The 18,405-nt window shown below is 55.2% G+C and carries 14 protein-coding genes and 1 riboswitch; of the genes, 10 read left to right on the top strand and 4 right to left on the bottom strand.

The features are described from left to right. Nucleotides 1-46: 46 nt before the first annotated feature. The 8 genes from ACFFSY_RS08180 (at nucleotide 47) to ACFFSY_RS08145 (ending at nucleotide 11,188) form a co-directional block, all read left to right on the top strand. Nucleotides 47-2,224 carry an NAD-dependent epimerase/dehydratase family protein gene (locus tag ACFFSY_RS08180; protein WP_377492625.1) on the top strand — a complete coding sequence of 726 codons (2,178 nt, stop codon included), beginning with the start codon at nucleotides 47-49 and terminating at the stop codon, nucleotides 2,222-2,224. After that, nucleotides 2,217-3,110, top strand: a complete 894-nt coding sequence (locus ACFFSY_RS08175; protein WP_377492622.1) for a hypothetical protein — start codon at nucleotides 2,217-2,219, stop codon at nucleotides 3,108-3,110. Before ACFFSY_RS08180 ends, ACFFSY_RS08175 begins: the two co-directional genes overlap by 8 nt. A 2-nt stretch (nucleotides 3,111-3,112) precedes the next feature. Beyond that, entirely contained in the window at nucleotides 3,113-4,954 is a 1,842-nt protein-coding gene (locus ACFFSY_RS08170) for a DUF2194 domain-containing protein (protein WP_377492620.1), read from the top strand. Nucleotides 4,955-4,957: 3 nt separating this feature from the next. Further along, the gene (pelF, locus tag ACFFSY_RS08165) at nucleotides 4,958-6,397 is read left to right on the top strand and encodes a GT4 family glycosyltransferase PelF (RefSeq protein WP_377492617.1); all 1,440 of its coding nucleotides are present in this window, start codon (nucleotides 4,958-4,960) and stop codon (nucleotides 6,395-6,397) included. Then, nucleotides 6,373-7,812 carry an exopolysaccharide Pel transporter PelG gene (gene pelG, locus ACFFSY_RS08160; protein ID WP_377492614.1) on the top strand — a complete coding sequence of 480 codons (1,440 nt, stop codon included), beginning with the start codon at nucleotides 6,373-6,375 and terminating at the stop codon, nucleotides 7,810-7,812. The genes pelF and pelG overlap by 25 nt, the downstream gene beginning before the upstream one ends. Before the next feature lie 33 nt (nucleotides 7,813-7,845). Next, nucleotides 7,846-9,570, top strand: coding sequence for a CotH kinase family protein (locus tag ACFFSY_RS08155; RefSeq protein ID WP_377492611.1), 1,725 nt, complete (start codon nucleotides 7,846-7,848; stop codon nucleotides 9,568-9,570). A gap of 173 nt (nucleotides 9,571-9,743) precedes the next feature. Next, complete coding sequence (locus tag ACFFSY_RS08150) at nucleotides 9,744-10,484, top strand: polyphosphate polymerase domain-containing protein (protein WP_377492608.1); 741 nt, start codon at nucleotides 9,744-9,746, stop codon at nucleotides 10,482-10,484. Nucleotides 10,485-10,507: 23 nt separating this feature from the next. Next, a complete protein-coding gene (locus tag ACFFSY_RS08145) occupies nucleotides 10,508-11,188 on the top strand; it encodes a DUF4956 domain-containing protein (RefSeq protein WP_377492605.1) in 681 nt (226 codons plus the stop codon). A 129-nt stretch (nucleotides 11,189-11,317) separates the two neighbouring features. Here the strand turns inward: ACFFSY_RS08145 and ACFFSY_RS08140 are convergent, their stop codons facing one another. The 3 genes from ACFFSY_RS08140 to ACFFSY_RS08130 all read right to left on the bottom strand — a co-directional run bounded on the left by ACFFSY_RS08140 (nucleotide 11,318) and on the right by ACFFSY_RS08130 (nucleotide 15,121). After that, a complete protein-coding gene (locus ACFFSY_RS08140) occupies nucleotides 11,318-12,349 on the bottom strand; it encodes a hypothetical protein (RefSeq protein ID WP_377492602.1) in 1,032 nt (343 codons plus the stop codon). Nucleotides 12,350-12,437: 88 nt separating this feature from the next. Continuing rightward, nucleotides 12,438-12,525: riboswitch (cyclic di-GMP riboswitch) on the bottom strand. 158 nt (nucleotides 12,526-12,683) lie between these two features. Then, nucleotides 12,684-14,096: a DUF4832 domain-containing protein gene (locus ACFFSY_RS08135; RefSeq protein WP_377492599.1), complete on the bottom strand. Its 1,413-nt coding sequence runs from the start codon at nucleotides 14,094-14,096 to the stop codon at nucleotides 12,684-12,686. Between the two features lie 44 nt (nucleotides 14,097-14,140). After that, the gene (locus ACFFSY_RS08130; RefSeq protein ID WP_377492597.1) at nucleotides 14,141-15,121 is read right to left on the bottom strand and encodes a copper amine oxidase N-terminal domain-containing protein; all 981 of its coding nucleotides are present in this window, start codon (nucleotides 15,119-15,121) and stop codon (nucleotides 14,141-14,143) included. Nucleotides 15,122-15,380: 259 nt separating this feature from the next. Here ACFFSY_RS08130 and ACFFSY_RS08125 point away from each other — a divergent pair, with 259 nt between their 5' ends. Next, complete coding sequence (locus ACFFSY_RS08125; protein WP_377492594.1) at nucleotides 15,381-15,863, top strand: hypothetical protein; 483 nt, start codon at nucleotides 15,381-15,383, stop codon at nucleotides 15,861-15,863. A 98-nt stretch (nucleotides 15,864-15,961) separates the two neighbouring features. Further along, nucleotides 15,962-16,927: a Gfo/Idh/MocA family protein gene (locus ACFFSY_RS08120; RefSeq protein WP_377492591.1), complete on the top strand. Its 966-nt coding sequence runs from the start codon at nucleotides 15,962-15,964 to the stop codon at nucleotides 16,925-16,927. A gap of 94 nt (nucleotides 16,928-17,021) precedes the next feature. On the opposite strand, the gene ACFFSY_RS08115 is transcribed toward ACFFSY_RS08120, so the two are convergent. Beyond that, entirely contained in the window at nucleotides 17,022-18,359 is a 1,338-nt protein-coding gene (locus ACFFSY_RS08115; protein WP_377492588.1) for a uracil/xanthine transporter, read from the bottom strand. Nucleotides 18,360-18,405 lie beyond the last annotated feature (46 nt).

Genomic DNA, 18,405 nt, shown 5'->3' with positions numbered 1-18,405 from the left:
GAGACTTGTGTTATACTATCTCTATTAAATGAGCGGAGGGTTTATCGTGAATGTTGTCATAACGGGTGGATGCGGGTTCATCGGCTCTTTTGTCGCCGAACGCTTCCACAAAGAAGGGCATAAGATCTACATTATCGACAATTTAATCTCCGGCCAAAGGTCTAACGTGACGGTGCCGCACAAGTTCTATCAGCTCGATGTCGAAGACCGCCGATGCGACGCCGTGCTGCGGAGCATATCGCCGGACATCGTCGTTCATCTGGCCGCGCAAGTCGATGTTTCTACCTCGATCAATGAACCTCATTTGGATACGCAGTCCAATATTCTGGGACTTGTGAACATCCTTCGCGCCGCGAAGAACAGCGGAGCGAGGAAAGTCATTTTCGCCTCATCCGCAGCCGTCTACGGTCCGTACGACCAAGTATCTCTTTCGGAAAATCTGTCCGGTAATCCCATCTCTCCTTACGGTATTAACAAGCAGCTCGGCGAATATTACTGCGAGAAGTGGCAGGAACTTTACGGCCTGGATACGCTGAGTTTCCGTTTCTCCAATGTTTACGGGCCTCGTCAAGGCAGCGTAGGCGAAGGCGGCGTCGTCTCGATCTTCATGGAATGTCTGCGCGATGGGCGAGAACTAAGCGTCTTCGGGGACGGCGGACAGACGCGCGACTTCATTTTCGTCAAAGACCTGGTGGATGCGATCTATCGCGGCGCCAATGCCGATGTGACGGGCGTGTACAATTTGTCGACCAATACGGAGACGAGCGTCAACCAGCTGATCGACGCGCTGGGCAAGATGACGAAGGCGCCGCAGGTCAAGTATCTCGAACCGCGCCAGGGAGATATCTATCGTTCCAGCTTGGATAATACGCGGGTGAAGCGCGATCTGGACTGGGTCCCGATCCATAGTTTGGACGAAGGACTGCGGCAGACCTACGAATGGTTCACGGCTTCTAAGCAGATCGAACGTCCGGCGGGCCAGAAGAAGAAGCGGGAGTCGGGGCGGTCGAAATGGGCGGTCATCAAGCCTTTCGTAGAGAACATCCTGGCATTCGCGGTGCTGGCGTTCATGACGTTATACGCGACGGACATTCTGCTCCACACCGGCGTCGACTTCAAATTGGTCTACGTCATTCTCCTGGGCATCATCTACGGCACGAAGCAATCCGCGCTCTCCGCGTTCCTCGTATCCGGTCTGTATTATTACGAGAGCTTGAATAACGGCCGGGATTGGCTCTCGCTGCTGTACGATCCGGAAGCGCTGTTCGTCATCGCCATGTATCTATTCTTTGGCCTTGTCATCGGCTACGTGTCGGATAAGTATCGCCGCGAGAACAAGAAGATCGAAGCGGAACTTAAGAAGACCGAAGAACAATACCAGTTCTTGAAAGAAGTCTATCGCGACACGCGGAAGGTCAAGGAAGAGCTGCAGCGCCAGCTCATCAATAGCAAAGACAGCATCGGACGCATCCACGGCATCATCAAGCAGCTGGAGAGTCTGGAGCCCGAAGAGATCGTGACCTCCTCGGTCGGCGTGCTGACGTCGCTGCTCGAGACCAGCCGCATCTCCGTGTATACGATGAACCAAACGGATTATATGCGGCTTATGATCAAATCCAGCGATGCGGGCTTTGATCTGCCGAAGACGATCCGCGTGTCCGAGCATTCCTATTTGCAGCAAATTGCCAAGGGCGGCAAGCTATTCGTCAATAAAGCGATGGAGGCCGGCGTGCCGATGATGGCGGCGCCGATTTTCCACGAAGGGCAGATCGTCGCGGTCGTCGCGGTCCACGATCTTGCGTTCGAACGGCTTAATTTGAATACGGAGAATTTGTTCCGCGTGAGCGTGGAGCTAATCTCGGGCTCGCTGTCCCGCGCATTCAAATATGTGGGCATTACGCGCAGCGACCGTTACATCGACGACACCACGGTGCTCAAGGCCGATGTGTTCCTGCAGCTGTTGGAGACCAAGGCGCAAGCCAAACAGCAACACAACGCCGAATACGTGCTGCTCGGGTTCGATTCCGTGGACATGCCGGCCAAATCCGTGGCGGATCGGATTACGCCGTCTTTGCGGGAATCCGATTACCTGGGCATGATCCGCGACCAATTCGTGCTGCTGCTGTCCAATTCGAATGTCGCCGAAGCGGGCAAGGTGATCCAGCGCCTGCGCAACAACGGCATCGCAACGCGAGTGATAAGCGAGGATGAGGTATATGGTTGAGTGGGGATTGGCCGCTTATTATCTCCTCGCGCTGATTTATCTGCTGCTGAGCGCCAAGCGCGGCCTTCGCGACTTTAGGTACACGGTGCTGCTCGTGGCCGGTCTGCCGGTGTTCGGTCTTCCGCTAGCGATCATTCAGGATTTCGCGGCGCGCGGAGAAGCGGCAAGCGACGAGGAACGGTTCCGCGAGTTAATGAACGCGCGAGCGGCAAGCGATCGGATCTTCCAGCGCGTCAATGTCGGCCGCGAAGTCAATCTTCTTCCATTGGAAGAGGCGCTCATCGTGAACGAGACCGGGACGCGAAGAAGACTGCTGCTGGACGTGTTGAAAGAAGACATGGACGAGAAGATGATTCCGCTGCTGGAGCAGGCCATGAGCAACGAAGATACGGAGACATCACATTATGCGGTCACCGCGGTTATGGAGATTAAGCGGAAGCTGCTGCTGGACATTCAGAAGTATTCCGTCCGCTATGAGGCGGATAAGACGCACCTGCCGACGCAGCTGGCATACGCCGAAGCGATCCAGCGCTACTTGAACAGCGGATTCATGGACAAGCGGACGCAGACCGGCTACAGGATGACTTATGTTCGTTTGCTGAAGGAGCTGCTGCGAACCGAGGCGGCGAGCGAGGCGTTGTACGCAGACGTCGTGCGCGCTCAGATGGCGCTCGGCCATTACGACGAGGCGCTTCGGTATGCGAAGCGGTTCCTTGAGCAGTATGAGACAAGCGAGGACGCCTACCTTGTCTTGCTGGACGTCTATTATACGCTGCAATTGAAAGAGCCTTTCGAGGAAACGCTGGAAGCTCTGAAAGCTTCAAAAATAAGTGTGTCCAATAAAGGATTGAACGTCATCCGATATTGGTCAGCAAAAGGTGCTTGATCGTGAAACAATTCAAACTTAGTCGACAAGTCTATTACATTCTGCTCTTCGTCCTTATTCTGACGGTCGTTCTCGAATTCACGCGGTCGCAATCCATGCTGTCGCTCGGGGGACGGATGAACGATCATGAACTCACCGGCAACCAAGGTACGGTGAATGCGCTGACCGCTGAGCAAGTCGCGGCGCTTGACGAGGACAAGACGCTGCTGCTGTACGATCCTTCCGTTACGTTCAGCAAGCGGGTAGAGGGGAACGCGGAGCATATGCTCGGCTACATGAAGAAAGCGCATGACGTCGTCGACGTGGCCGAGTACGAAGGGAACGGGACAGGCTACAGCTCGGTGATCATCGCCTTCTCCGATTTGAAGAAGATGCGTAACGCCGGTTGGCTTCCCAACTTCGTCGAGAGGGGCGGCCGCGTGCTGTTCGCGGCGATGCCGTCCGTGGACGATGTGCTGTACTCCATGTACCGGAAGCTGGGCATCGATGAATTGGGTGATTACGACCTTACCGAAGGGATCGAGTTGAAGACGAACGTGCTGATCCACAGCGCGGGCGATAAGTTCAGTAAAGTCACCATCGAGAATACGTCGCTCCAAGTGCATCTATCGGCTGAGAGCACCGTTCATGCTGTCGATTTGAACGGAATGCCGCTGATGTGGGAATCCGATTTAGGCAAAGGCAAGTTCATTGTCTTTAATGGGACGATGCTTCAGGAGAAGATGAGCCGCGGCATTCTCGCCGGCGGGATTAACATGCTGCATGATGACGATATATACCCCGTCATTAATACGAAAATGATGTATATCGATGATTTCCCGGCCCCGCTGCCGCAAGGTGTGGCGAAGGATATTTTCGAGGAATACAAGTTGGACATGCCGCGCTTTTTCAAGGAAGTGTGGTGGCCCGACATGCTTCGCATGGCAGCTGCCCGCGATTTGAAATATACGGGGGTCGTCATTCAATCGTACAACAACAATGTTAAACCGCCTTTTGACGATACGAAGGACTCCGATGGCACGACACTCGTGACGTTCGGCCTGGAAGTGCTGAAACGCGGCGGGGAGATTGGTATACATGGTTACAACCACCAATCGTTGACGATGGATCCCCGGATAAGCGCGGGGTTTGGTTACAAACCTTGGCAATCCGTCTCGGATATGGAGGAAGCCGTCCGGACGGCCAAGTCCTTTATCAATTCAAAGTTCCCGAACTATAGGCTGCATAATTATGTGCCGCCTTCTAACGCGCTGACGGCCGAAGGCAGGGAGGCGCTCAAGAAAGGCTGGCCGGAGCTTCAATCTATCTCGGCTGTCTACGCAGAGGATCCGCTGAATTTGAGTTACGTGCAGGAATTTGGCGTGGCTTCGGACGGGATCGTGGAGCTGCCCCGTGTGACCTCTGGTTACAAGCAAGACGAATTTAACGATTGGGCAGCCATTAACACGGCGTCCTCGATCGGCGTGTTCTCGCACTTCATCCATCCCGATGATATCTTGGACCATGAACGAAGCTTTCCGTTTTCTTGGGAACAATTGTTCAAGATGACCAACGACTTTATCAGCAAAATCACTGGACGGTTCAGCTGGCTGCGCAGCATGACGGCGTCGGAAGCGAGCGTTGAGGTCGAGCGTTTCACCTTGAGCGAGCCTCACTTCGTGCATGCAGCGGACGGCATCGAGGGGTATGTGAACAACTATAAAGAAGGCAGCAAGCTGTACTATATTCTTCGTTCGGAGAAGTCGATTACCGACGAAGTGAACTGCAAGGTTCAGCGAATCGACGACGGCGTGTATCTTGTCGAGGCGCGGGCCGCAAAATTTACGATCGGATTGGAGGGCTAGCCGATGCGAATTTGTTTGGTAGCCGAAGGCTCTTATCCGTATATTACCGGGGGCGTATCGAGCTGGATTCACGCGCTTGTGCGCAACATGCCTGAGCACGAATTCATCATTTACGCCATCGCCGCGGAGCGGAAGCAGCAAGGCAAATTCAAGTACGAGCTGCCGGCGAACATCGTGGATGTCCGGGAAGTGTTCCTGGATGATTACTTGCGGGTCGAGGGCGAGTGGGGACACCGGGTACGCCTGACGAAGACGGAGCGGGAAGCGTTGAAAACGCTCATCGGGGGAGGCGAAGGCGTCGATTGGAAGCCGATATTCGACGTGCTGCGCAATCCTAAGCTTGATAATGCTTCTAACTTCCTGATGAGCAAGGACTACTTCGATATCATGAGCGAGCTATGCGCGGAGAAATACGCGCAGATTCCATTTAACGAGATGTTCTGGACGGTGCGCTCGATGATTCTCCCGCTGCTGTTGACCATTAGCGGCACGATCCCGGAGGCCGACGTGTACCATGCAGTGTCCACCGGCTATGCAGGCGTCATCGCGAGCTTAGGCAAATACATGTACGACAAGCCGATGATTCTAACCGAGCACGGTATCTACTCCCGGGAGCGGGAGGAAGAGATCATCAAGGCGGATTGGGTCAAAGGTTACTTTAAGGACGTATGGATCGAATATTTCTACACGCTATCTTCCTGCGCGTATCAGTATGCGGACGAGGTCGTTACGCTGTTCAACCGGAATCGCGAGATTCAGATCGAGCTGGGGTGCGAGGCGGAGAAAATCCGGATAATGCCGAACGGCGTGCGCGTCGAAGATTTCCAAGGGCTTCCGGCCAAGCCGGAGGGTGAACCGGTCTGGATCGGCGGTCTGGTGCGCGTCGTGCCGATCAAAGATATCAAGACGATGATCCAAAGCTTCCAGATCGTCAAATACGAGGTGCCGGATGCGAAGTTCTTCATCATGGGCCCTTACGAGGAAGATCTCGAGTATTACGAGGAATGCAAAGCGCTGGTAGAGTCGCTTCAACTGCAGGACGTCGTGTTCACTGGCAGCATCAATATCAAAGATTATATTAATAAGATGGATATTCTTGTCCTCACGAGCATTAGCGAAGGGCAGCCGCTGGCCGTTCTGGAAGGCATGGCGGCGGGCAAACCGTTCGTCACGACCGACGTAGGAAGCTGCAAGGAGCTGCTCTATGGCGTGAACGACGAGTTCGGCACAGCGGGCTATGTCGTGCCAGTCATGAATTACGAGCAGGTCGGACAAGCGATCGTCTCCATGTGCCGCAGCGAGCGGCAGCGCCGCGAGATGGGGATGAACGGACTTAATCGCGTACGGAGTCAATATACGAACGAGGCGTTCATCGACAATTACAAAACGTTATACCACACACACGGGGAGAAGCGAAAATGGCCGGTATCGGGTTTGAATTAAAGAAGCTATTCGACAAAGAAGGATTAGTCAATAAAGCGAAGGCTTTCACGTATTCCTCGGTCGTCACGATCGGGCCGATGCTCGCCTGTATCCTGCTCGTCATGGTCATTCAGGTGCTGCTGCTTCAGTTCGGCGTCTCCTATGTCGACCGTGAGCTATTCCTGGCCTCCGTCGTCTACGCGTTTACGTTTTCTTATATCATCGCGAATTTAACGTCCATGTTCGTGACGCGAGTCGTGTCCGATTTTATCTATATGGGCTATGTTCACGCGCTGCTGTCTTCGTTCTATGGCGTCATCATCATTAATTACATTGTCGGGGGCATTCCCGCGATCATCTACTTAATGACCCTCGGGCTGCCGTTCTCGCTCAAATTGGCCATGTTCCTTCTATACATGCTGCTGCTGACGATTTGGAACATGAACATCTTTATTTCCGCGATGAAGGATTACCGCAAGATCGGGTGGGCGTTCGCCATCGGAGCGGTCATTTCGATTTTGCTCGTGCTGGCCGTGCTGTTCGGCTACGAGAAGCCGCATATCGGCGCAATTCTGTTCGCGGTCGATCTCGGGTTCGCCGTAACGGCCGGGATGCTGATGTATCAAGTGGAACGGTTCTTCCGCACGGAGAAGACGATGCCGAGCTTCTCGTTCTTCGCCTTCTTGAAGAAGTACCCTTCGCTGATCGCGATCGGGGCGCTCAACGGACTCGGCCTCTACTCCCATCAGTTCATTCAATGGTTCGGCCCGGCCGGCCATAAGGTGGCGGGCTATTTCCGGATGGCGCCGGAGTACGATATCGCCGTGTTCTATAGCTTTATTTCGGCAGTGCCGACGCTGATTCTCTTCGCAGTCGGTTTGGAGACGGCCTTCTATCCAAGGTTCAAGTCGTACTACTCGGCGATTCTGTCGCGCGGGTCGATCTCGGAGATCGACGGGGCGAGAAAATCGATCTATCAGATCATCTCCCAGCAGCTTTCCATTATTATGGGGGTGCAGCTGTTCTTCTCGATCATGGCGATCGCGATGGGGATTCGTTTCCTGCCGCTTATCGGTTTCACCTCGGCGCAGATCGACGTATATAACATTTTGGTTATGGGCTTTTATTCGTATATTATTTTCACGATCGTCACGCTCATTCTGCTCTATTTCGATGATCGCAAAGGCGTATTGCTGCTGTCGGCGGCATTCCTGCTGCTCAACACGCTGTTCACGATCCTGTCGGTGTTCATGGGCGAGCAGGGCCTTTCCTTCTTCGTCGCCGCTTTCATAACGCTGCTGTTTGCACTAGCGCGGCTGATCTACCTGCTGCGCAATCTCAACTATTACACGTTCAGCGCTCAGCCGCTGATTGCCAAAGAGTACGACAACCGTTATACGCGCATTCTGAAACACAATCATTCGGTAGACGAGTAGGACAAGAAGAGCGTTTTTTTGTAGGAGGAGAACATGAATATAAGAAAGAAAGGCATCATCGCCTGCTGTACGGGAGCGTTATTGGTCGGACTTATGAGCGGCTGCGCAACGACGGAGACGGAAGAAGCGGCGAATGCGAGCGTAGAGACGCCAGACAGCAAGATCGAACTGGCGGCGGCGTACAGCACGAAGTTGGTTGAGGATCGCTCCGTGTACGCGGACGATCAGCCGGGTACCGTGGTGGATTTTTATATCACGGTCTCGGATACGAACTTGACGGCGGAGCATCCGATCACGTGGAAGCAATTGAATAGCATCAACAGCAAGGCGGAGAATACGGAAGATAAGACGATGGAAGTCATCTTGCAAGAAGGCGATGACAATGGCGCTAAGTCAGGTTCCTTCGGGTACGGCGCAACGCATCCGAATGCCGAGATCAGTCTGCGCGGCAACTCATCGATACGGGCTGACCAGAAAGCCTACAAGCTGAAATTATATGATCAAGCGGGCCTGTGGCGAGGCCAAACCACGGTTAACTTGATTAAGCATGCCTATGATTTTACCCGGATGCGTAACAAGCTCAGCTTCGACTTGTTTAGGCAGGTGCCGGATTTCACGAGCTTGCGGACGCAATTCGTGCATTTGCACGTAAAAGACCTGACGAGCAGCATAGCAGGCTATCAGGATTACGGATTGTACACCCAGATCGAACAGCCGAACAAGAAGTTTCTGAAGTCGCACGGTTTGGATCCGAACGGGCATTTGTACAAGGCTACCAACTTCGAGTTTCTTCGTTATCCAGATGCATTGAAGGCGAAGGATGATCCGGAGTACAACGACGCCAAGTTCCAAAGCATTATGGAAGTGAAGGGCAACGAGGACAACACCAAGCTGCTTGCCATGCTAGACGACGTCAATAATTTGTCATTGGACATCAACGACGTATTCGATCGCTATTTCGATCGGGACAATTTCTTGACTTGGATGAGCATCAATATTTTGACGGATGACATCGATACGAATACGCAGAACTTCTACTTGTATTCGCCGCTCAACTCGGAGAAGTGGTTCTTCCTTCCTTGGGACTACGACGGAGCATGGGGCTATAACGAGTTCGAGGGCATCGACGATGGCGGACGGGCGAAATGGCAGCGCGGGATCGCAAACTATTGGGGCAGCAAGCTGCAGAACCGATTCTTTAAGGATCCAGCCAATGTGCAGCAGCTTCTCGCCAAAATGGAGGAGGTCAAAACCTACTTCAGCCCCGAGAAAACGACCGCGCTCATCGATCTTTATAAGCCGATCGTGAATCAATATGTCAGACGGGTACCGGATCTGACGACCTTGCACTATCCGTATGCCAAGTGGAACAATGAAGTGGACCGGATGAAGCAATTGCCGGTCGTCAATGAGCAAAATTTTCTGAAGGCGCTGGAGAACCCGATGCCGTTCTTCCTTGGGGAGCCGGAGCTGAAAGACGGCAAGTGGGAATTCCGATGGGATGCTTCCTATGATTTGCAGGGCGATGATTTGACGTATACGTTCATGCTCGCCAAAGAGCCGAGTTTCGCGCGGCCGATCGTCAAAAAGGAAAATTACCAATGGAATTCAATTTCAGTGGATAAACTGGCCAAAGGCCACTACTTCCTCAAAGTGCTGTCGAAGGACAGCAAGGGGAACGACGTTACGGCATTCGATATGTACCAGGACGTGGATGGGGAAGAGTTTTTCGGCGTGAAAGACTTCTATGTGGACTAAAAGGCGGCTGATGGCGTCCCGCATCTGGAAAGATGGGGCGGATCGGTTGAAGATTGGCTCCAGCAAACGAGAAAGCGCAAGGATTATGCATCGCGGCCTCAGTCGGGCACTTATCGCACAGCTCAAGCAGCAGTTCGATCTTAGCGACCGCGATCTCCAGAAGTACGGACTACATGAGGATCAGCGAGGAAAGGCAGCGTGAGGGCATGCAATTCGCCGGCAAGAAGCTCCGCCACGAAATGAAGTATTACATTCATTATCATGAATATTTGGGATTGCGCGAGCGGGTTGGCGCCGTGTTGACCATGGACAAGAACTCAATCGGACGAGATGGTTACCATATTCGCAGCCTCTATTTCGACAATATGCATGAGGCGGCGCTTAACGACAAGAACGACGGCATCTTTCAACGGAAGAAATACCGGATTCGCATCTATAACAAGAGTGACCGCGTGATTAAGCTGGAACGCAAGAGTAAGTATCACGAATATATCGCCAAAGAGTCGGCCAGCATGACCAGGGAAGAGTACGACCGCATTATCGCAGGGGACTGGGAGTTTCTGCGGAATTCAGAGAGCCCGCTGGCGCGCGATTTCTATTTCGACAACAAGCATGGCTTGCTTAAACCGGCAGTTGTCGTGGATTACCAGCGGGAAGCGTACATTTTCCCGGTCAGCGACGTGCGGATTACGTTCGATAAGAGCCTGAAGGGAAGCATTCAGTCGCTCGATATTTTTGATCCGAACTTGCCGATGGTGGAGTCGATCGAAGGGCCGAAGACGATATTGGAAGTGAAGTACAATCAGTTTCTTCCGGATTTCGTGTATGGCTTGATCCAGATGTCTGCCGCGAATCGTTCTACCATTTCCAAGTATGTCATCTGCAGAGAAAGAAGAAAAAGTTACGCGGACTAGCGTCAGGGGGAGCAATTGCCAACATGGGAGATCAACTGAATTTTCAAGAAGTATTCAAGAAAAGCATAATAGAAATGGAAGCCTTCAAGCAGGTGTCGATCCTCGAGATCGTCATCGGGCTGCTCATTTCCTTCGTGCTCGGCATGTTTATTTATTGGACGTACTACAAGACGTTCCGAGGCGTCGTGTATAGCCACAACTACAACCTGACTTTCGTCATTATGACGATGCTGACGACGATTGTCATCATGACGATCAGCACCAATATCGTGCTCTCGCTCGGCATGGTCGGCGCGCTCAGTATCGTTCGTTTCCGGACGGCCGTGAAAGATCCGCTCGACATCATGTTCATGTTCTGGGCCATTACGGTCGGAATCGCGACTGGCGCCAAGATCTACCCGATTGCGATAATCGGTTCTCTCGCGATCAGTGCCGTGCTATTCTTCTTGTCGAAGCGCAAAAGAAAAGACGCTCCATACCTGCTCATCGTCAATTACGAAGAGCGTGCCAGCGATCAGGTGAAAATTGTGCTGCGTAAAATGAAGTATGTGTTGAAATCGAAAACCGTTCGCAAAGACCAGACCGAAATGACGGTTGAACTTCGGCTGCGGGATGACAATACCGCCTTCGTCAGCGAAATCTCCGCGATCGACGGCGTGAAAGACGCGGTTTTGGTTAGCTACAATGGCGATTACGCGCCGTGAACCATCGGCAATCGGCTATTATGCGCGGTGCGCGTATAACTGGCGCATATGCAGGATAAACAAAAGAACCGTCCATCGACGCGATCGTCGATGGACGGTTCTTTATTTGTCTTAAGCTAACGCTGGTTACTATTGACGGAAGTTCCACCAGTGCGAACTCGGTTCGTTATGGATCGTATAACCCGCACGCTTGAACTCGGTCAGCGTGGCGTTAGTTGTATAGCTGGATGAACTGGATACGAGTGTCTTGTAGTTCGGATTGTAAGCATGATCCTTAACTAAGAAGCGGTTCGTGCCGCTTGCGCTATAGTTGGCGGCGCTTAGGCCGTATCCATCCAGGCCGAACAGCAGCGAGCCTACTTCCATCATCTCGAAATACTTGCGAATTTGCGCATCCGTACGCGTTACATAATCTACGACGTTGATTGCCATCATTTTAACGCCGAGCGTTTTCTTATAATTCATGGCTTTATCGCCGCGTTGTTTGATGTACTTCCCAATCGCATAACCGCTATTGCTCACGTAAGTGGAGGAGCTCGTTACCGTATTAAGAATGAAGCTCTCCAGCAAGTAGTAATCGTTAGGACCCATGCGAGTGGCAATGCCGCTTGGGTTGTAGGCGGCGTTCACTTCGCTGCCCATCACGTCTTCGGGCTTCCAGGCATTCACGAAACCGCTAAGCTGGTTGCTGTGCAGGTAGTCCAGCATCAGGTTGAGGCGGGCGCGCGGCGTTTGGAAATCGTAGCCGGCGTCGTCAAGGAAAATACCGCTTACTCCCATGCTCTTCCACTGCGTGACTTTCGTCTGCATGACATCGATGGTGTAGTTATACGTGGTCACGCCCAAGTCGACATAACCGAAAAATTTCATGGACGGGTGAATCGATTTCGCCAGGCCGATAATATTCCGTGTCGAAACGTTATAAGCATGGGAGGGGCTTTCCAGACCCGCGCCGAGTACGACGTAGTCGTATTTGGCGAAAATCGCGGCAGCCGCGGCATCGTCGCGCACGTTATTGATCAGTTTCGGCGTCGCGTAGTAGATGAGCAGCTTGCTGCCGGTTCCGCTGGAATAGGATTCCGCGGAAGCGCCGACCGGTTGCGTCGTAACCAGGAACATCAATGCGAGCAAAGCGATAAACCAATTTTTTGTTTTCATCATGACCATGCACCCTCTTCTATGTAATGAATAGAAAAGAAAACAGATCCCGGGTTGTCCGGGATCTGTCGGTGTACAGGTCCGATACAACTTCGGTAACTGGCTGGCATCGCCGGCATGCGGCGGAAGCCCCTATAGTTTTGCGTCACTGGGTTTCCCCAGGTTTGCCTTTTCGGTTTTCTAAAGTAAAGATAATATATTCCAGCAAATTCTAACATGAGTCTTAGAGACTAATGTGACGAATAGTAACGTAAAACAGGTAGTCATTAAGAACTATTTATATGGAAAATAAGGGTTAAAGGCCATGTTCAATCCCAATCTTAGGCGGTGTATGCCTTTATTCGCCGGTAATCGTCACGGTACCCAGGGAAAAACGTCCGTCTGTTCTTCTGCCCTCGATCGCGAAATCGACGCCTGGGACTCCCGTATCAGGGTCTAAAATCGCGGCCGTCACGGTATATTCACCTGGAGGCAGATTGTTCGGGACAGGCAGCTCGGACGAGACTTGCGAGACGCCGGGGAGCCAAGTTCGAATATCCGCGCTAGTCTTCACCGAAGTACGGATGCTGCCATTGTCGTCGGCCAGAGACAATTCCAATGGCCAATCGAAATAGAAGGGTGCTACGCCGCGGTTGTTCACGCTGAGTTCGACCTTCAACTTGCCGCCCGGCTGTGCCTCTTCCTCATGGGATTCTTCCGCAATGACGAAACGATAGCCGATCGTCGTCAGGAAGCGGTCGATATTGCGCTGCATAGCCCCACCAGCGGGCTCTGTCGTCGGCGCGAAAGGACCGAGCCAAGAGACATGGGTTGCTTTGGCCTCGCGGATCGCTTCCTCAATGCTGCCATCCGAGAGCAGTCCCGACGTTCCGGCGAACTCCCCGCCGCTCGGCGCCTTTGTCCAGAAATCCGGCATGGCGGGCTCCTCTTCGTCGGTAAGCCAGTTCGTATAGCCTTTCGTGTACCAGCCGAGCATTCCTTCCTCCATCGTCGCGTCTTCCCTGCCGAAGGAGTCATTGAACAGACCCATGCCATTACGCAGCGCGATTTCATGCGGCCGGCGCATAAGAAGCGGCTTGTCCGTAAAATAGTCGACGTAAGGCTGTACATACTGATCGGTGACGTTATGAGTCGGGAATGGGATATGCTTGGCGACGACATCCCCGTCATACGTATGCCACTCGCCCCAGTGTCCGACGCTGCCGATTTGTACGAAGGCGATCAAAGGGTCGTCGTTGTAGCGTGCCGCCACCTGCTTGATCAGCTCCCGGTGGTATTGAATGAGTACCGGGTTCGTATAATCAGGACTGAATCCACGCCCATACTCCGTATTGTAGGCGGTGCCGCGCTTACGGGTCTCCTCATACAGCCAATCGGGAATATCCTTATGGGCCGTGTCGCGAGGGTAATCCAATATGATGCGAACGACCAGCCTAACCCCCTGCGCCCGCCAGCGTTCGAAATTGAATTTGCGCTCGATCTCGGTGAAGGCATATTGGCCTTTGAGCGGCTCGAGATCCGCCCACGTCAGATTCACATGCGCGAGACGGACCGGCTGGGTAGCGGTATCGTAACGGGCGTCCGCCACGAACCCCATGAATGGGTTGTTGAGCACCTGGGTGGTCTCGATGGGGACGAACGATTGCCGCTGGACCGGGTCTTCCGCGAAAAGTTGACGAATCGCGACGGCGAGCAGAAGCAGCAGTACGACAATGAGGGCGGCGATTTTGAAGCTGCGATGATGAATCAAGTTGTTTCCTCCTCAGAATTCGCTAAGCGGGGCACAAGCCCGGATTATGGCGAGAAAATCTGGATCGTCGATGTCTTCTCCCAGATTACAGTCGCGCCCAGCGACTCGCCAATAAACCGCAAGGGCACGAATACGGCCGAGTTCACGATCACGGGCGGCTGGGAAAGGGCGATGGTGCGCGAGCCGATCTTGGCCCCCGCGCTCCCGACGGTCAGCTTGACGACGACGCCGTCTCGCGAAGCGGTAATAGTGCCGCTGTCCGCATTCCATCGAACATCGGCCTTCAGTCCTTCGAATATGCCGCGAAGGGGAACGAGCGTCACGCCGCTGCGAATGAAAGGCCGTTGTCCGTAAAATTGCTCCCGTCCATCGATCAGCACGCGTGGCGCAGCGTTCTTCTCCCGGATGCCGATGATGCCCAGCAGGCCGGATTGGCACGCCGCGTCGCCGGAAGGCGCGACTTTACATGACATGCGGCTGCCTGCCGGTAACGCGATTTGGAGCCGGTAGCGAAGTTGGCCCTGCGCGGTGAGCGAGTACCAGCCGCCGGATTGGTCCTGCGCGTACAAATTACCCGAAGCATCCGTCTGAAGGGAGCCGGGGAGCGGGGATGTTCCGTCCGCGAGAGGATAGGTCCATGCTTGGCCGCGAACAGTGGAGACGATGGAGCTTGGACCGAACGCGATGCCCGCGCGAGGCGTGGATGCGACGAGCGCGGCCGTTCCGTCTGGAGTCACTGACTCGCCCGAAGGGAGCAGTCCAGCGATGTTCCCGGCCTTCGAATATAAGAACGTGCCGTCTGCCGCAACGCGAAGCGGCCAGTTCGGGTCGCCTGCCGCAACTCGCCATGCGACCTGGAACTTGTCCGCGCCGAGCAGACTGGCCGAGAGGTCGCCTCCCGCTGCAGGCAGCCGGTAGTTCTTCAACCCCGTAGCCAACGGGCCGCTCTCCGAGTGACCGGGAATCGGAGCGACCTGCATGAACAAGGCGCAGAGCAGTCCGGTTAATACTATGCGTTTGCGCAATCCGAAGCCTTCTTTCTACGAGTGTCTATGGTCCTATTATACGCGATTCGAGAGATTAGTTCGAATGAAGCTAAGCCGGGGGTTATTTCCAAGTGACGAAAGTCGGCTCGATGTATGGTGAGTACGCATGGATGCATGCCGCACACGGTTCGGATAAGCTCGCATAATTAGCGATTGACGCATCGGACTACGGGGAGTAGAATGGTCAATGGTCGGGTTTAACCTGACACTACATGTTACAATGGAGTGTTGGCCGAACATGTTTCATTTCAATCTGCGCGTGTGGGCCATTTGCGGCTACGTCGCGCTTATTTATTGGGTTGCCCATCATATTCCTTCGCTCCGGATGCTCTTCTATCCGGCGCTCGGGGCGTTCTGCTTCCTGTTCATGTCCCGCACCGATTACCGAGGCATCGCGCGGATTGCGCTGGGCGCTTTTATCGCTACGCTGGTCGGAACGGTTATCTTCAACTACGTGCCCGGTATCGCGGCGCTGTTCTTGAATACGCTGATCGTCATTCAGCTCATACATCTCATGAAGCTGAACGCGCCGCCGGTGCTCGCCGTCTCGTTCATCCCGTTCTTCTCCGGGGCGGTTGCGGCATGGCATGTGCCGGTGCTCGTAGGCTGCTCGCTGGCGGGGCTGACGCTCTTGCTGATGGGCGTTCATTGGCTGGAGAAGCGGATGCCTTCGCTGCAGGCGATGGTCTTAAGACAACCGAAAAGCATGGAAGCCGAGTAAACCTTCGTCCCCGTCGTCCGGGCGCGAAGGTTTCTTTTTTTGTCGGGCGAGGTGGTTCGTGCTATGCTGGCAGTAGGTTTAGAGAGGGAGCGAGAGCGATGGGAGAGAAACGGATTCAAGTCGGAATCGTCGGGATCGGGGATATCGCGCGCAAGGCGTATTTGCCGATTCTGGGCGTTCATCCGCAGGTGGAGATCGTCGGTCTGATGAGCCGGACGCTGGCTTCCGTACAGGCTGCCGCCGATCCGTACCGGATCGAAGGTCGTTACGACCGGCTGGAGGCGCTGCTGGAGCAGCGGCCGGAGCTGGTCTTCGTTCACAGCGCGACACAGACGCATTATGACATCGTGATGCGCTGTCTGGCCGAAGGGATTCACGTCTACGTGGACAAGCCGCTGTCCTGCGATATCGGGCAGTCCGAGGAGATGGCGGCCGAGGCGAAGCGCCAGGGCAGACTGCTGGCCGTCGGGTTCAACCGGCGATACGCGCCGATGATCGCGCAAGCGCGGAGCTGGATGGCGGAAGCGGGCGGCGCGGCGACGGTCATCGTCCAGAAGAACCGGACGAAGCCGCAGAAGCGCAGCGTGAAGGAAACGCTCTATGACGACGCGATTCACGGCATCGACCTGGCGATGTGGCTGTGCGGCGGCGACGAAGGCGCTGATCCGGAACTGGCGGGCGCATCGATCGCGGCGGACGGCGAGGGCTATCTGCGCTCTGTCTTCGGCATGCTGCAGGGCGCGGTCGGCCGGCAGTGCGCAGGCACGTTCTCGATGGACCGCGCTGCCGGCGCGGATGCCGAACGGGTTGAACTGCACGGCGGCGGCCGGTCGGCGATCGTGGAAGATTTGGAGCGGGCAGTGTTGTTCGACGCGGCGGCCGGCAGCCGTTCGCTTGCTTTCGGCGGTTGGGACTCGCATCTGAAGCGCCGCGGCTTCGAGGGCGTCGTCCAGCATGTGCTCGACTCGCTCGCCGATCCATCGCGCTGCGCGATTCGCGCGGACCAGGTGCTGGGCAGCCATTACATGGTGGAACAGCTGGCGGCGAAGCTGGCGAAAGGTTAAGGGCGTGAAGGTTTAAGCATAGGAAAGGTTAGAATAATAAAAACACAGCGTTTCGATTCGTTCCGAAGCGCTGTGTTTTTTAGTTTGCCATACATTAACCATCCATCTTCAATGGCTCTGCCCCCACGCCCGGAAGCCGGGCCTCTGCTTGCGCGGCCCGACGGGCGAGAAACTCCAGCGCGACCGAGACGAGAATGCCGACGACGAGTCCGTTGCCGACGAGCGGACGGAGGAACAGCGGCAGCTCGGCGAATACGGAGGCCGGCGTGTTCATGATGCTGATGCCGAGCAGCAGCGGCACGGCGATCCGGTAGAAGCCGCGGGCATCGATGCCTTGGCCTTGAATGGCGCGGAACGCGGTGCCGAACATCTGCAGGTAAGCGATGAACAGTACCGCGCTGCCGACGCTGATCGGCAATGCGGCGAACCATTGGCCCAGCTGCGGCACGAGGCCGAGCGCCAGGAACAATGCGCCGCCAATGGCAAGCGCCTGCCGGTGCAGGATGCGCGTGCTCTCCAGCAGCCCGAGCGAGGAGACGAACGTGCCGAAGGGCAGCTGGCCGAACAGCGGGGCGATCATCGACGACAGCCCCGTGATAAGGAAGGAGCGCCGGTGCTGCCCATCCGTCGGCGGTTGGCCGTATAATCGGCCGGTCGTATGCAGCGCCGTGACGGTGTTGGACATGTTGATGAGGCCGACGATGAACGAAGCGAGCAGAATGCCCGCGTCCAAGCGAGGCGCTCCCCAAGGGAACAGCGGCGTCGCGCTCGCTGCTTGCACGGCGGCTGGGCCGCCGGCGGAAGGGAACAGCAGCTCGTACGCGAGCCAGCCGGCCGTGATGCCGATCAGCATGGAGAAGTTGGCGAGCGGGCCGCGGCCTTTGACGCTCAGGATGCCGACGAGCACCGCGATGCCGACGGACAAGGCGGCCACCGGTCCGTTCATGTGGCCGCTGGGCTGAATGTCGAGCATGCCTTCGAAGAAGTGCATAATGAGCTGCACGGCGAGCAGGAACAGCGATATGCTCATCACGACCGGCGTGAACAACTTCGTCAGCTGGCGGCTGAATCCAAGGCCGCCGAGCACGACCATGAGCAAGCCGGCCAGCATGAAGCCGGCCGCGAGTCCGCCGCCGATCTCGGCGATCGGCGTGCCGCTCGCGGAAGCGGCCGCGACGAGACTGAGCGTCACGCCCCACCAGACGCCCGAAGGACCGTCCATGATCGCGAAGCGGTGGCCGGCGAGCGCCTGCAGGATGCAGACGGCGCCGGTCAAAATACACGATATTTGCAGCGTGAACGCGATTTGTCCGGGCGGCAGTCCGAATAGCTGGCCAAGCGTAATCGGCACGACGATGGTATTGGCGAGGATGAAGAACATCCATTGTACGCCGGCTAATGCGACTTTCGGCGTTATACGCCCGCTATTCATGGCGCATTCCTCCTAAATAAGTTCTCTCTGATGTCAGCCCACATGG

Origin of the sequence: Paenibacillus aurantiacus, assembly GCF_042431225.1 — a bacterium.
GTDB lineage: Bacteria > Bacillota > Bacilli > Paenibacillales > Paenibacillaceae > Paenibacillus_Z > Paenibacillus_Z aurantiacus.
Note: the sequence above shows the minus strand (reverse complement) of the source record. Positions and strands in the feature narration are given on the sequence as shown.

Bases quoted from the DNA above. Each gene is read 5' to 3' on its own strand.
- ACFFSY_RS08125 (WP_377492594.1), top strand. From the start codon at position 15,381: ATGTTTCATTTCAATCTGCGCGTGTGGGCCATTTGCGGCTACGTCGCG.
- ACFFSY_RS08150 (WP_377492608.1), top strand. From the start codon at position 9,744: ATGAGGATCAGCGAGGAAAGGCAGCGTGAGGGCATGCAATTCGCCGGC.
- ACFFSY_RS08145 (WP_377492605.1), top strand. From the start codon at position 10,508: ATGGGAGATCAACTGAATTTTCAAGAAGTATTCAAGAAAAGCATAATA.
- ACFFSY_RS08155 (WP_377492611.1), top strand. From the start codon at position 7,846: ATGAATATAAGAAAGAAAGGCATCATCGCCTGCTGTACGGGAGCGTTA.
- ACFFSY_RS08175 (WP_377492622.1), top strand. From the start codon at position 2,217: ATGGTTGAGTGGGGATTGGCCGCTTATTATCTCCTCGCGCTGATTTAT.
- ACFFSY_RS08115 (WP_377492588.1), bottom strand. From the start codon at position 18,359: ATGAATAGCGGGCGTATAACGCCGAAAGTCGCATTAGCCGGCGTACAA.
- pelG (WP_377492614.1), top strand. From the start codon at position 6,373: ATGGCCGGTATCGGGTTTGAATTAAAGAAGCTATTCGACAAAGAAGGA.
- pelF (WP_377492617.1), top strand. From the start codon at position 4,958: ATGCGAATTTGTTTGGTAGCCGAAGGCTCTTATCCGTATATTACCGGG.
- ACFFSY_RS08120 (WP_377492591.1), top strand. From the start codon at position 15,962: ATGGGAGAGAAACGGATTCAAGTCGGAATCGTCGGGATCGGGGATATC.
- ACFFSY_RS08140 (WP_377492602.1), bottom strand. From the start codon at position 12,349: ATGATGAAAACAAAAAATTGGTTTATCGCTTTGCTCGCATTGATGTTC.